The following is a 15,129-nucleotide window of genomic DNA, read 5'->3' as shown; positions in this document are numbered from 1 at the left end:
ATTATCAAATATAAATTCAGTTTGAAAGTTTTTTTAATACTTCTTCTTTTCTTCTTCTAGAAATAATTAGTTTACTTCCATCTTTGAGCCATAACATACCTTCAGAATCAAGTTTTTCAACGAATAATTTATTTACAATATTAGATTTGTGAACTCTAATAAAACCATAATCAGAAAGTAATTCTTCATATTCTTTAAGTGTTTTTGAAATAATGATATTTTTAAATCCAGAGAAAAAGAATCTAGTATAATTACCATCACCTTCTAACCTGATAATATCTTTAGGATTAAAAAAGTAGATACCATCAGAAGTAGATAAAGCTAATTTAAATGTTTGCGTATCATTTTTTTTTACATTATCTAATAAGTTATCAATTAAAGTATTCTCAAAATTTTTTATATTAAAATCATGTTTCACAATATGTCGGTTAATGGCATTTTGAAGTTCAATAAAATCAATTGGTTTGAGTAAATAATCTAATGCACTAAAGCGGATAGCCTTAATAGCATATTTATCGTAAGCAGTTGTAAAAATAATATCAAAGTCACGATACTCTGTCAAATTCAGCAAATCAAAGCCATTAATTAATGGCATTTCAACATCCAACAAAAGTAGAGTTGGTTTGAATTCTGATAAGATTTTAATTGCTTCTAAAGGATTATTAGATACCATAACTTCTAAATCAGTTACAACATATTTTTCAATAAATAACTTTAACAAATTTGTGGAAAATTGTTCGTCATCAACAATTAGAATCCTAATCATGATTTGTATAAAATTGGAAAGTTAAAAGTTACTCTTGTTCCTGAAGGATTATTGTTATTATCATATAGATCTGTAATCTTTAAATGATAATTATCTGAATTTGTTTGATTCAAAAGGTTAATTCTATGATAGCAAATATCCATACCTTTCGATTCATTTTTAGCACTATCAATTTTATTTTTTTTAATTTCCATGGCTTTAATTCTACCAATCCCATTGTCTTCAATTATGCAAATAAGTCTGTTATCTTCAATATAAAATTTCACAAATAGTTTTTTGTTTCCAATTTTATTCATCAAGCCATGCCAAATAGCATTTTCAATAAATGGTTGAAGTAAAAGTGTAGGGAATAAAATAATATCATCTTCAATTTCATAATCTACTAAAAATGAATAGTCAATTTCTTCTTTGAACCTTAAAAATTCAAGTTCAATATAAATTGTATTTACTGAAATTTCATCACAAAGTGGAATAAAATTATTTTCAGAATTTTCAAGAACGCTCCTTAAAAGCTTAGAAAATTTAGATAAGTAAATTATTGATGTATTATATTCTTTACTAACAATGCATGATTGAATTGTATTCATGCAGTTAAAAATAAAATGCGGATTCATTTGAGCTCTTAAAGATTTTGCCTCAAGCTCGTACATTTTTTTTATTAATGTAGTTTCTCTTTCAACCTTTTTGATTTTACTTTTATACAAAAGATAAGTTAAAAATAAAAAAACTAAAATCAAGAACGTTTTAAAATACCATGTATAGATAAATAAAGGATGAATCCTTATTTCTAAAACTCTTAATGAATTTATAATTTCCCCAATAGAGTTTTTAGATTTCAAATGAAGTTTATATAATCCAGGACTTAAATTAGAATATGAAATCTTTCTTGAGTTATCTGCAAGAATAAATGATGTATCAACTCCTTCAAGCATATAATAGAATTTAGCTTCCTCAATTAATTTATAATTTTTTGTAGAAAATTCTATATCAAAAAAATTCTCATTATAGTCTGTGTTAATAACAAAATTATTTTTTGTAAATGATTGTAACATCTCTTTATTCATCACTTTAAATGAAGTAACTTCAGGAATAAAACTTGGAATTTTATTATATAAACTATCAGGATTAAATCTATAATAACCATCCAAACCGCATAACAGTATATCTTCATTATTAGCTTTACTTATAAAAAATCTAGTGTCAGGAAGAATTACTCCAAATCTTTCATCAAAAATTCTTGAACTATTATTAACAGGATTAAAACAACAAAATTTATTACTAAAAGTCATCCACAATCTCCCTTTTTTATCTGATGTGATAGAATTGAAGATATTTGTAGGTAATCCATCTTGAACATAATAATTTTTTATAAAGTAGGATTTATTCAACTTACTAATACAGCTAATACCTCCTGGATCGGTTATAACCCATATTTTATTATCTGGAGTAACAGTTACTCCTTCAGGCAAACTTGATGCTAAAGTGTTTTTAAAATTATTGTTATATTCAAATGATGTATAGTTATTAATTTTTAAATTATAAACTATAAATAATGGAGGATTCCTTGAACAAATAAATATATTTTCAAAAGTTCTATCAAATTTAATTTGCCATATTTCATTCAAATCTAGTTTGGTGAAATTCCTTTTTATAAAACAATTATTGATTTTATTAAAATTAAATAATCCAACGTTTGTTGCTAACCATAACTCACCATTATCTTGCTTTACCATATCTATTATATAATAACCTCTATTTTTTCTAGAACTCAATGATGGGTTAAATATACTATCTGGAATTTCATAAATTTTATTTTTACCATTTAATAAATTAAAACAAATCAATTTATTGTGGGTAGCAATCCAAATCAAGTTTGTATCATCAATAATTTTTACTACATCATATAAGTTTTTATCTTTTAAGATTGTAATTGATTTATTGTCTTGATTTAACTCAGATAATGCATAATCACTTTCTTTTGAATAATAGATGCTGTTATTATTTTGATTGAAACAGAGGGCATTAATTTTCAAACCATTTTCACTATTCGTTTTAACAAAATTTATTCCTTGAAGTATATCATCAATTCTCGAAATAGAGTTGTAACCACAAAGCCAAACAGATTTTTCTACATCTTTAAATAAGTACATTACTGAACCATTTAATATGCTGAAAGGCATGTCAATTTTTATTTGATTAATCTTATAAACACCTGTTCTTAAATTCAGAATCATAAGCCCCTTGTAAGTTGCTGCTAATAAAATACTATCTGAAAAAGGGATTAAATTCCAAAAATAATAATCATTAGTTTCAGGTTCAGGACCATGCCTTAATTCATATTCTGATAATGTGTTAGAATGAGTATCCCATTTTCTTATACCATTTCCACCTGTATTCAAATAGATATTCCCTTTATTATCATCCCATAAATCAGTATATTCCCAGAACCTGCCTATAGAATCCTTATAAGAATATATGCTGAATTTCTTGTTTGCACTGTTATAACTATATAGCCCAACATTTGTACATAACCATGTTTCAAATTTGTTTTTTTTTACAAATTTGTTTACAGTTAAATAAGTTTTAGTTGAATATTTATGGCTATAAACCCACTCTTTCCATGGTATAGAAACCATAGTATTATTATTTGTATTGAAAACAACTGGGTTCCTGTTATCTGGTGCAATCCAAAGAAATTTATTCTCATCAAAAAATAGATTGTGAATTAAATCATACTTAAAATTTAGATTTCTATATTTTGATAAATCTGAAAATGAATCTGTAATAGAGTTATATCTTTCAATAGAAGTTCTTGATGCTAGCCAAATTCCACCTGAGTTATCTGAAGTAATAGACTGAATAAATGGATCTTTTAGGTGGGTTAAATTATTTTTTATAAATAAGTTTTCAAATGAATAACCATTAAATTTATAAAATCCTTCTGATGTACCAACAAAAATATTTTTATTAATAGACTGACTTACACAAGTAATAAGACCGTTGGGTAAACCATTAGTAGTTGTGAAATTTTTGAAAATAAAATCTTGACCATTAACTATAAAATAGTTAGTAGTAATTAATAAAACCCAATTTAGATATGTTACGAAATATCTTTTCAAAAAGTAATGGTAAACTTAGAATTAAATTTTCAGAATATAAATGAACATGCAAATTTAGAAAGGAAATAGCAAAGCAGTTATACCATTGAATAATTTCCAATTTTGATAAAACCATTAAATAGTCAAAACTAACCGTTAAGTAATTCAAAAGTAATTTAAGATTGATATCAATTTTTTTTGATATGATTTGAATCTAATTTTGAATTGTAAATATTAAAGAAGTAAGAATGATATTTTTAATAATTGAAAAAATATTTAATTAAAATCTAAATTATACAAAACACGAGGATGCCGAAAAGCGTAATTATTAGAGTAGGCAAAAAAACTTATCAACAAAAAAACAAATGAAAAATCTTAATTCAAAAATCGTCAAATTGTTATTATGCTTCTCTTTATTTTTAATCTCACAAAATTGTTTTTCACAAATTGACTGGGAAATTATAACAACAACAGCTGGTCAGAACTTGAAATCTGGAGCAGCTTGTAATTTAAAGAACTTGACTGCCGCAACTAAACACACAAAATTTATTTATTATGAAAAAAGGGGAATGCTTGGAGGTATAAATTTAGGTTGGACTGATAATCAGAACAATGATATTACTATTGAAGGACCAAAAGCAGGGGCAGATATATTAATAGGAGATAAAATTGCAATTAAAGTAAAAGGTGGAGGGTATTTAAAATATCAAAAAAGGGATCTTGGAATTAACTTAACTTGGTCAAGCACACCAGTATATGAATGGATTTTTAAAGGTAAAACAACAAGTGAAACTGGAAATGTAAAAACTGGAAATGGATATGGTTTATTTAATACAGTTGAAAATGACTACATTGTTTATTGTAAAAGATCAGCTGGAATAAATCTTGGTTGGGATAAAGATTGTCATTTAGGTTATAGAATTGCAAAATAAATTCAAATAGATTATTAGAATTAAAAATATATATTTGTAGATAACCAAATCTAAAACAATATGAAATATTTAAAACAAATTATTTTAATTTCATTCATCACAATTTCTATTCCAACAATTATTTTTTCACAAGGAAAAAAACCTGTTGACGGTATATTTAAAAAACCAATTGATAGTAAAAAATTAGATGATCAAATAGAATTAAAAAGTGCTTCAGTTAAAAGTAAATTCATAAAAAAAAGTAATAATGGAGACGATATAAGTATAATAAAAAATAAGAGATCAGCAGTTTCATTTAATGCTTATACAATTGAAGAGTTAAGTAAACAGGAGGGCAGAGCACTCAAGGATGATGATACACTAACAATAGAATATAATGATGATAACAACAAATTGGTAAAAAGAACAGTTGATGTTTCAGATTATATTGCAGAGCTTAATGAAATTGAGAAAAGAATGAATTCTTATGGAAGATCAACTCGAACTGATGATTCTGTAGTAACTGGAATTGATAACGATGAATCGAAGTTAAATCAACAGAAAAGTGCAATTCCAATTGGAGGTAAATTTAAAACCATTGATGAAATTAATACTGATTTTTCTAAAAGTAATATTGTAAATGGGAAAACAGCAAAATCAATTGACGACGTAACCAATGATGAATTTAATGCAATAACTGATAGACAAAGAACTTTAAAAGGAATCAAATCAAAAACTACAGGTATTCAAGCAATCAAGCCTGGTTCCTTGTCGATAGGAATTGCAAAACCACCATTATTAGTAAGTACTTTTCAACATACAGCTCAAAAGAAATGGGAGTTTGGATCTAAAGATAAGGTCTATTTAGGTTTATCTGCTGATGCAACTTTAAGTGGTCAATTATTTAAAACAGCAGATACATTATCATTATTACCAATTGAACAAGCAAGAGAAATCTATAAAAAATCTGCAACAAGGTTAACGCTCAGAGCAAATGCTAAAGCTGAAGGTTCAATTTTTAATAACGGCTTCACAATGTTAAGTGCTAACGCAAATCTAGATTATCCTGTTCATAAAGATAGTAATGCAAGATTAAAGTTAAATGCTGAGGTTGCTGGGTTTTCAATTTTTGGAATAGATAAGAGTTTTAAATCCTATACAAAGGATGAAGAAAAAAGTTATATTTTCAATAAGAAATTTAGCAAAACTTTTACCCTAGTTGTTCCTGTTACAGTTTCAGTTGGGGCTGAAGGAAATTTGGGTGTTAAATACCATGTACTTGTTGATAAAAGTACACTTGATGCAAAAATTACCCCATATGCAAAAGTTATTGGCAAAGCTACTTGTGATGTAGATTTATTTATTATTAGGGCTGGGGTAGAAGCAAAGCTTACAGTAATTGATGGTAGCATTAATTTAGCTGGCAGATCCGATATTTTCTTTACAGATCAAGGATTCCTTTTTAGAAGAAATTTTCAATGTGGTTATAATTTAAAACTTCTTAGTGGGGCAATTACTGCAAGAGTTCAAAGAAGGAATTGGAGGTGGCAATGGAAAACAATTTGGTCGCATGATTTATTCACTTGGAATGGATTTAATTACTCTGGATCATTCGATTCTGGAAATGTTACAAATGAAGATACTTACATAAACTGGTAATATAAATTCAAAATTCTTAACGTTGTTACAACAATTGTTTTCCATTTGAAAGACAACTGAAAGTAACAACGTTTTTATTTTATATGAAAAATTTAAATAAAATATTATTTATAATATTAATTCAAGCTAATGTATTTCATTGTTTTTCAAAAACAAATATTTATTCTTTTGAATTTAACTCCGAAAGTAATTACAATCCCTCTGTATTATCCCAAAATTCAAAAGTTGAAATAAATGAAAAGTTAAATATTATAATTAAACTATCTGGCAATCTAAGCCGTAACTCAATTAAGAATGAAGATTCAACTAACTTAGAGATTATAAATTTTTCCGATCTTAATTTAATAATAATAAATAACAACCAAAATTTATCACGGTTTCAAACTGCTGAATTTCTAGAACAATTTTCTAAGCCAATACTTTTAAAAAAGAGTTTAGACAATAAAATTATATCAATCTCAATGGATACAGTTGTAACTTCTACAACTAATTCTATAATGTTAAATATAATTTCTAATATCCAATTTAGAATTGGTGATTCTATAAATAAAAAATATTCAAAAATTGAAAAAGAACCAACAGGTGAATATGTTTCCGAATATATAATTAAGCCAACTAAGATTCCTGGTGTAATAAATGTTAAGAAATACAAATTAAAGTTTACGAAATTATATGGGGATATAGAAACTTTAGGGTATACTAAAATAAATGTAAAATTTAATGGTGAATTTTTTATTGATACCAATAATTTGATTTCAAAGAATATTAATATTTCAGAAAGAAAAACTGTTTTTGTAAATAAGAAAATTATAGGAGATGGAACTATGACACTTAAAGTAAATTATTTAAATTCAATAGAAAATAATGAATCAAATATTGATAAAAGTAGTTATACAAATTGGTTTGAAATTGATGAAGACATTTACAAACAAAAACGTTTTATTAACAGAAATATTAATATTTTAGGTGATGACAATACTAACTCAATTTTATTAAAGATTGATTCTATAGAGCAAACTGGTGAAAAATGGGATGGGAAAATATTCGATAAACTTCTAGCATTGTTAATTGTAAAACCAAATTCAAACAATGAACTTTTAAATATAATATCGTTAGATACTATAACAGATTTTAAATTAAAAATTATATTAGCAGCACTTGTAAATACTAACTTAGAATCGGCTCAATCTACATTTATAAATTATATTAAATTAAAAAGGAATGATTTAAAGAAGATGGATAATGCATTACCAAACTTAATTAACCTGAAAAAACCTAATCAAGAAATAGTAGATTTAATTGACTCCATGGCTTTCAATTCAAGCATTCCAGAGATTAGTAAAATGGCTAAGTTATGCCTTGGAATTATTGCTAACAATTTATATAATTACGATTTGAAAAGGGGTGATGAGCTTACAAAACAGTTGATAAAAAAAGTAGGTGATTCAGATGATGATGATAATTTATATTTACAAGTTTTAGGAAACACGGGGAGCTCATTAGTATATGATTTTATAATTCCATACATTGATATTGATTACTATAGAGTGGTAGCAATTAGATCTTTAAGATTTATAAAGCTTAAAGTAGTTGATGATTTACTTAAAAAGTTATTGAAAAATAATAGGAATAAAATAGATATTGAAAATATTAAAAGTGTAATCAAATTTAGAAAAGAATTAAAAAATTATTAACAAAAATCAATTAAATCTAATTTATTAAAATTTGAACTCCACAATAAATAATTTAATTTATGATTTTGTTATTTTAAAAATCAAACAAATTGTATTTGATAGATTAAGTTAAAAAGATTGATTTTAATTTAAAATAATTAATAGATTTTATGGAACAATAAGATTAAAAATGCACTAATATAATTTAATACCTAATACAATGAATTTGAATTGAGTCTTATGAGTACTTTACATAAAAAAACAATCTAATTATTATAGTTCTATTATTGTAATTTTGTAAATTCAATAAATATCAAATAGAAAAAACAGATCAAAAATTATAACTAAAATACAAATGAACAAATTTACTTTCAATTTTATAACTTTTTTTATTAGCACATCAATTCTAATTGCTGGAAATGGAATTTATGATCATTCAGCATTTAATAAATTATTAAGTAAAACTGTTTCAAATGGTAAAATCAAATATTCTGTTTTCAAATCTGATACAAATTTCACAAATTATCTTACTTCATTGGAAAAAGCAAAACCTGAAGATTTATCCAAGAATGAACAACTTGCATTTTGGATTAATGCTTATAATGCATGCGTTATAAAAAATGTATTAGATAATTTTGGAATTAAAAAACCGACTGATGTAAAGGGATTTTTTGATGTTAAAAAATTTAAAATTGCCAACAAGAATTTGACATTGAATGAAATTGAAAATGATATAGTAAGAGCAAAATTCAAAGAACCATTAGTTCATTTTGGTTTGGTTTGTGGAGCTGTAAGTTGTCCTCCAATTGTAAATAAAGTATATACAGGTAAAACTGTAATGGCTATGTTATCAACTAATGCAAAAAACTATTTAGCTAGTTCTCAAAACAAACTCGATGAAGCAAAAAAGACAATTTATCTTTCAAAAATATTTGAATGGTATTCAAAAGATTTTAGTGATAAAAAAGGTGAAATAGAATTTCTTAAAAAGTATGGTACAAAAGGTATGCAAGATTTTATAAAAGTTAACACAGATGTTATCATAGATTATATGGAATATAATTGGTCATTGAATGGTAAATAATTTTTTTCAAATTTCATAGTAATATTATGAGCCACAATTGAAATTCAATTATGGCTTTTTTATTTTGAAAAACTACATTAAACAATTTGAAATTAAAATTTAGTATTGAAATTGTAATCGAATGATATTGAATTTAATACGCTTACATCATTAGATTAATCATGTGATAATCCTTAATTGCAAATTATGATATGATGAGGTAATTTTGTGGTATAAGTTAATTGAAATAAGATAGTTTAGTTATATAAACTTAGTTGACTTCCTTAGGGCGGTCTGTCGGATTTTCACTTGTGTTGCCCACAATTTGAAATTATTTGCTTTCTCGCATAAGCAACAATTCCTGTAAGAATAAAAAAATATATGCGTTCTCCGCCAGGCTTGCCTAAGGAAGTACACCATAGTTTAACCAACTATTGTTTTAGTGTTAGTAAAAAAGTTGTTTGTTCAAAATTAGTTTATCGGTTCGGACTGCAAATCCTTTGATGAGGGGATTTGCAGTTTTTTTATGTAAAAAAAGATCAATTAATAATAGTTTATTAATTGATCTTTTAAAAATTAAGTAATTTATTACTCCTTTACTTTTTCTTCTGAATCTGATTCACCATCACTTGATTCATCATCGCTAGATTCATCATCGCTTGATTCATCGTCACTAGATTCATCATCGCTAGATTCATCATCGCTAGATTCATCATCGCTTGATTCATCATCGCTTGATTCATCATCACTTGATTCATCATCGCTTGATTCATCATCGCTTGATTGATCATCACTAGATTCATCATCTTTCTTATCACCACCAAATAATCCGCTAAACATATCACCAGCTTTATCCAACAATCCACCTTCTGAATCATCATTCATAACTTTGTCAAGTTGGTCACCCAGACCGAAAGGGAGTTTATCTTTAAAAAATTCTAAGACTGAGTCAATTGCCCCTTGAGCTTGTTCAGAACTTATTCCAGTTTTTTCAGTTATTAGACTTATTAATTTTTCCATAATGTTATAAAAAATTATTGTTTAAGTAATTTATATTCTTCAATATTGTTTTTTGAATTTGTAATCAACATATAATAGTATCCTATTGGTAAGCCTGAAACATCAATTGAATTATTTTCAATTTGATAGTAAATATTATTACTTTTACCATTTTCACTAAATGTCCTTTTACTTTGAAATACAACTTTACCATTAACATCAATAAGTGCCCAATTTTTAATATTGTTTAAGCCTTCAATTGTAATAATATTTTTAACAGGGTTTGGAAAAATTTTAAAAGAACCATTTCTTTCTTCAAAAGAAGTTACATTACAATTATAATAAAAATCATGATTGACAGTATTACTATTATAAGTTGCAGAGAATATCCACAAACCTTCTTCAGGATTCATAGGCATATCAAACTTCCAATACCAATAAGAGCTAAGGTAAATATCTGGTGAAGAATGAGTCCAATTTTTAAATATGCTCCCATCTGGTCTGATAATTTTATAAGAAATTAATTCACCTTTTTGTTGGTCATGAAAATAGGCAGCAAAAATTATTGATTTTGTAGAACAATTAAAAGTATCTTGAGCATTTATATCATCTAATTGTGGACAAGGATTAAATTTCATTTCTTTAGAATGAGTTAGCAGAGTATTAATAGTAGGCTCGTAATAAGGCTTTTGATTTTGCCAAAGTGAAGCTGATTTATTACAAGGTCCTTCCCATGGATCAAGAATTTTCCCTTTACTATCATGAACTTCAAAATGTAAATGAGGACCTGAAGAAAATCCTGAGCTTCCAACATAACCTATAAATTCACCTTCAGCGACTGAGTCCCCAATTTGTTTATTAGTTAAGGAAAATTTTTTCATGTGACCATACCAAGTAACATTACCATCAGAGTGCCTCAAGTATAGAGCATTCCAATCTGTTTTATTATTCTCAAACCCACAACTTTTATCTTGATTACCATCAAATTTACCAACTATAATTCCAGGAGCGGCAGCTATAACAATTACTTGTTCATTATAAACCATATTCCAATAAAAGGGAAATAGAAAAATATCTGTACCAGAATGATTATATCCATTATCCAAATCATAGGATCTTGAACCACAATTATAATCAAGAACTTTTTTTGGATATTCAGAATTATTATCTATATAATTTGAAATTCCATAATAACTATTGTACTTAAAATTTGAATTTTGTTTTAGGGGCCATGAAAATTGAACTGCATTTACTTTTTGAAGTTGAGATATAGGTTTTATTAATCCAGATTTTATTAGTTGATTAATATTATCATTTATTAAAATCTCAGATTTAATCCTTAATTCTTTTGGTACACATTCTTTATCCTCAAACTTAAATTCACCCCCTCCACTAGGCTCAATCAAAGCTTGTGACAATACATTCATAACTATTAGAATTTGAAAAATTAAAATAACAATTAATTTAATATGAAGCCTCATGATCTTTATAAATTAAAAATTAAATGAAAAATAATTACTAATTATAGAAATTGCAATCTAAAAAAATTAATATTAAGAATTTGTATCATTTAGCTATTGTATTGAAAAGAAATGTAATCAATTAAATTATAATAACAATATAGTAACCATTTATAAAAAAAACGGAAAAGAAATTTATTTCTCATCCGTTTTAAAATTGTTTTGGAATTAATTAATATTATGTTAAATTACATCAAAGAATCAAGTAGAGAATTTAACTGTATTGAATCTATATTTTCATGATAATCTTCATTGATGGCAACCATTGGAGCACCTCCACAAGCACCCATACATTCTACTTCCTCAATAGAAATCAAGTTATCATTAGTTCTATCTAAATGTCCAATACCATATCTATCACAAACTTGTTTATATAAATCGTCTCCGCCTCTAAGCATACAACTTACATTAGTACAAACTTGAACATGAAATTTGCCCATTGGTTTTTTGAAATACATTGTATAAAATGTAGCAACACCATATAAATGAGAATATTCTAGTTCCATAATTTGAGAAATATATTCAATTACTCTCTTAGATAACCAACCCCATTTCTTTTGAGCAATCCACATAACAGGCATAATAGCTGCTTTTGAGTCTGGATATTTGTTTTTTAAATTTTCAATGTACTCTAACTCTTCAGGAGAAAAAACTATTTCTCCATCAATCTCATAAGAAAAATCTACTGTGACTGCGTTTGACAAAATAATTAGAAATTGAAATTAAATTAAAAAAATAATTAGAAAAAGAAAACTTAAATTATCTGTTAGCAATATCGACATAAGTTTCATTAGTTTTACCAATATAATCACCAGCCGGACGTATAAGTCTGTTATCATCATGTTGTTCAATAACATGAGCACACCAACCAGCAATTCTACTTGCAGCAAAAATAGGAGTATAAAGATCGAAAGGAATTCCCATTACATAATAAGTTGAAGCAGAGTAAAAATCTACATTTGGATAAAGACCTTTTTGTTCTAAAATAAACTGTTCAATAATTTCAGAAATTTGATACCACTGAGTCTGACCTTCTTCAATACCAATATCTTTACTCATTTTACGTAAGTGTGTTGCTCTTGGATCTTCAGTTTTATAAACACGATGACCAAATCCCATAATTTTCTTTTTGTTGATAAGGGCATCAGTAATCCAAGCTTTAGCATTATCTACAGTGCCAACTTCAAGTAACATCTTCATAACTTGTTCGTTTGCACCACCATGTAATGGTCCTTTCAGAGCACCTATTGCACCAGTAACAGCAGAATACATATCAGATAAAGTTGCGGCAATAACACGAGCAGTAAAAGTTGAAGCATTAAACTCATGGTCTGCATGAAGTATTAATGCAGTATCCATAATGTTTACATCACGATCATTAGGCTCAGAACCATAAACCATCCATAAGAAATTTTTTGCAAAAGAAAAATCTGGATTAGGAGCAGTAAACTCACCTCCATTTCTAGAAGAATTTATATAAGCAACAATCATAGAAGTTTTAGCAATCAAGCTAATTGACTTTCTAATATTTGAAGGATGAGAATTATCTTCTGAAGCAGAATCAAAATGACCTAAAAAACTAACAGCACTTCTTAAAGAAGCCATTGGGTGCTCATCTTTAGGTAAAGTTTTTATAAAATTAATTACTTCAATTGGAAGTGTTAGTTCTTTCTTTAAACCAATTGTAAAATCTTTTAATTGAGATTCAGTTGGTAAAACGCCATATAAAAGAAGATAACTAGTTTCTTCAAAACTTCCTTTAACAAGATCATGAATGTTATAACCCCTGTAAACAAGACGACCTTCAGTTCCGTCAATAAAACAAATTGAAGTTTGCCCAGCAATAATATCTTCTAAGCCTTTTTTTGGTGTTGCTGTAACTGCCATTAGTGTAATTATATAAAATATTAATTTGAAAAATCTTGTTTAAGTAAAAAATAGTTTGCAAAAATAACAAATTGATTCCTAAATGATATTTTAAAAGTTAAGTATTTGACGAAATAGTTAAATAATTAGTAAATAGGAAAAAATTATTTTAAAACATTTTATTTTCTTTAAAAAACAATATCATTTTGAATTGTTAAAAATTCTTTATAAAATATATCTTGCTTTTCGCTATATCAAAGATGTATTTTTGCGACCCAAAATTTTTTGTAAGTAATTTATTTATAAATAACTGCAAAAAATATTTTTTTTAACAAATAATTTAGACAATGAAATTATCAGATTTTAAATATACTGCAGGTAAAAATGCAATTGCTCAAGAGCCTCTTGAGCCTCGTGACAGCTCTAAACTTTTAGTTGTAAATAGAAAAACACAAGAAATTGAAAATTCTAAATTTACAGACATATCCGATTATTTCAGTAAAGGTGATTGTTTGGTTGTAAACGATTCAAGAGTATTTCCTGCAAGGTTAATTGGTAGAAAAGAAAAAACTGGTGCTAGAATTGAAGTTATGATTCTTCGCAAACTCAAGCCAAATGAAAATGATGCTCTTTGGGATGCAGTTGTTGACCCAGCTAGAAAGGTTAGAATTGGTAATAAAATTTATTTTGATGAAGGTCAACTTTATTGTGAAATTATTGATAACACAACTTCAAGAGGTAGAACTGTAAGATTTAATTATCAAGGAGATTTATTTAAACTTGTTGAACGTATTGGTCAAATGCCTCTTCCTCCTTATATTCATCGAGAAGCAGATGATGATGACCGCGATTGGTATCAGTCAATGTTTGCAAAAAATAATGGATCTGTTGCTGCCCCTACTGCCTGCTTACATTTTACAAAAAAAGTGATTCAAAAACTTGAAAGAAAAGGTGTGAAAATTGTTCCTATAACTGTTCATATTAATAGATCAACTTTTGAGCCTATTGAAGTTGAAGATTTAACAAAACATAAGATGCATTCTGAACCTTATGAAATTTCAACTGAAACGGCTGAGATAATTAATAAAACAATTAAGCAAAAGGGAAAAGTTTTTGCAGCTGGCTCTTCAGTTGCTAGAGCTCTTGAAAGCTCTGTGCTTGCTTCAAGAACAATTAAAGCCCAAAGAAATTGGACTGATAAATTTATTTATCCTCCTTATGATTTTAGAGTAGTTGACCACATGCTAACAAATTTCCATCCTTCTGAAAGTGCTACTCTTATGATGGTGTGTGCATTCGGTGGACGTGATTTGGTTATGAAATCTTACAAAACTGCAGTTAAAGATGGTTATAGATTATTAAGTTATGGAGATGCAATGTTGATATTGTAGTTTTTAATTATTAAAAAAATATAATTAGTTTAAAGAGTAGGTAATTTATTATCTACTCTTTTTTTTACTTCTAATCATCAACAAATATGAAGTAGTTTATTTAAATTTATTAAAAAAATAACTTGAAAAATTAATATTTGAAATAAAATAAAAAAGAAAAAAAACATTTCATAATGTTGTAAT

General features: G+C 26.6%; 11 protein-coding genes. 5 read left to right on the top strand and 6 right to left on the bottom strand.

The features are described 5' to 3' along the window. Window positions 1–16: 16 nt before the first annotated feature. Window positions 17–766, bottom strand: a complete 750-nt coding sequence (locus tag IPP08_10240) for a response regulator transcription factor (protein QQS66134.1) — start codon at window positions 764–766, stop codon at window positions 17–19. Further along, on the bottom strand, window positions 763–3,885 hold the full coding sequence (locus IPP08_10235) for a histidine kinase (GenBank protein QQS66133.1): 3,123 nt from the start codon (window positions 3,883–3,885) through the stop codon (window positions 763–765). Before IPP08_10235 ends, IPP08_10240 begins: the two co-directional genes overlap by 4 nt. A 344-nt stretch (window positions 3,886–4,229) precedes the next feature. Between IPP08_10235 and IPP08_10230 the strand changes: the two genes are divergently transcribed. From IPP08_10230 to IPP08_10215, 4 genes are all read left to right on the top strand, one after another. Further along, window positions 4,230–4,796 carry a hypothetical protein gene (locus IPP08_10230; GenBank protein QQS66132.1) on the top strand — a complete coding sequence of 189 codons (567 nt, stop codon included), beginning with the start codon at window positions 4,230–4,232 and terminating at the stop codon, window positions 4,794–4,796. 60 nt (window positions 4,797–4,856) lie between these two features. Beyond that, on the top strand, window positions 4,857–6,434 hold the full coding sequence (locus tag IPP08_10225) for a hypothetical protein (GenBank protein ID QQS66131.1): 1,578 nt from the start codon (window positions 4,857–4,859) through the stop codon (window positions 6,432–6,434). An 83-nt stretch (window positions 6,435–6,517) separates the two neighbouring features. After that, window positions 6,518–8,128, top strand: a complete 1,611-nt coding sequence (locus IPP08_10220; GenBank protein QQS66130.1) for a hypothetical protein — start codon at window positions 6,518–6,520, stop codon at window positions 8,126–8,128. A 334-nt stretch (window positions 8,129–8,462) separates the two neighbouring features. Then, window positions 8,463–9,191 carry a DUF547 domain-containing protein gene (locus IPP08_10215; protein ID QQS66129.1) on the top strand — a complete coding sequence of 243 codons (729 nt, stop codon included), beginning with the start codon at window positions 8,463–8,465 and terminating at the stop codon, window positions 9,189–9,191. 567 nt (window positions 9,192–9,758) lie between these two features. Here the strand turns inward: IPP08_10215 and IPP08_10210 are convergent. The 4 genes from IPP08_10210 to IPP08_10195 form a co-directional block, all read right to left on the bottom strand. Further along, entirely contained in the window at window positions 9,759–10,190 is a 432-nt protein-coding gene (locus tag IPP08_10210; GenBank protein QQS66128.1) for a hypothetical protein, read from the bottom strand. 14 nt (window positions 10,191–10,204) lie between these two features. Continuing rightward, window positions 10,205–11,596 (bottom strand): peptidoglycan DD-metalloendopeptidase family protein, encoded by a 1,392-nt coding sequence (locus IPP08_10205; protein QQS66127.1) that lies wholly within the window; start codon window positions 11,594–11,596, stop codon window positions 10,205–10,207. Between the two features lie 281 nt (window positions 11,597–11,877). Then, the gene (locus IPP08_10200; protein ID QQS67875.1) at window positions 11,878–12,270 is read right to left on the bottom strand and encodes an NAD(P)H-dependent oxidoreductase subunit E; all 393 of its coding nucleotides are present in this window, start codon (window positions 12,268–12,270) and stop codon (window positions 11,878–11,880) included. 178 nt (window positions 12,271–12,448) lie between these two features. Continuing rightward, the gene (locus IPP08_10195; protein QQS66126.1) at window positions 12,449–13,576 is read right to left on the bottom strand and encodes a citrate synthase; all 1,128 of its coding nucleotides are present in this window, start codon (window positions 13,574–13,576) and stop codon (window positions 12,449–12,451) included. A gap of 326 nt (window positions 13,577–13,902) precedes the next feature. On the opposite strand from IPP08_10195, the gene queA reads away from it, so the two are divergent. Then, window positions 13,903–14,946 (top strand): tRNA preQ1(34) S-adenosylmethionine ribosyltransferase-isomerase QueA, encoded by a 1,044-nt coding sequence (gene queA, locus IPP08_10190; protein QQS66125.1) that lies wholly within the window; start codon window positions 13,903–13,905, stop codon window positions 14,944–14,946. Window positions 14,947–15,129 lie beyond the last annotated feature (183 nt).

The organism is Chlorobiota bacterium, assembly GCA_016700335.1.
Lineage (GTDB): Bacteria > Bacteroidota > Ignavibacteria > OLB7 > OLB7.
This window is presented reverse-complemented; position numbering and strand designations above follow the sequence as displayed.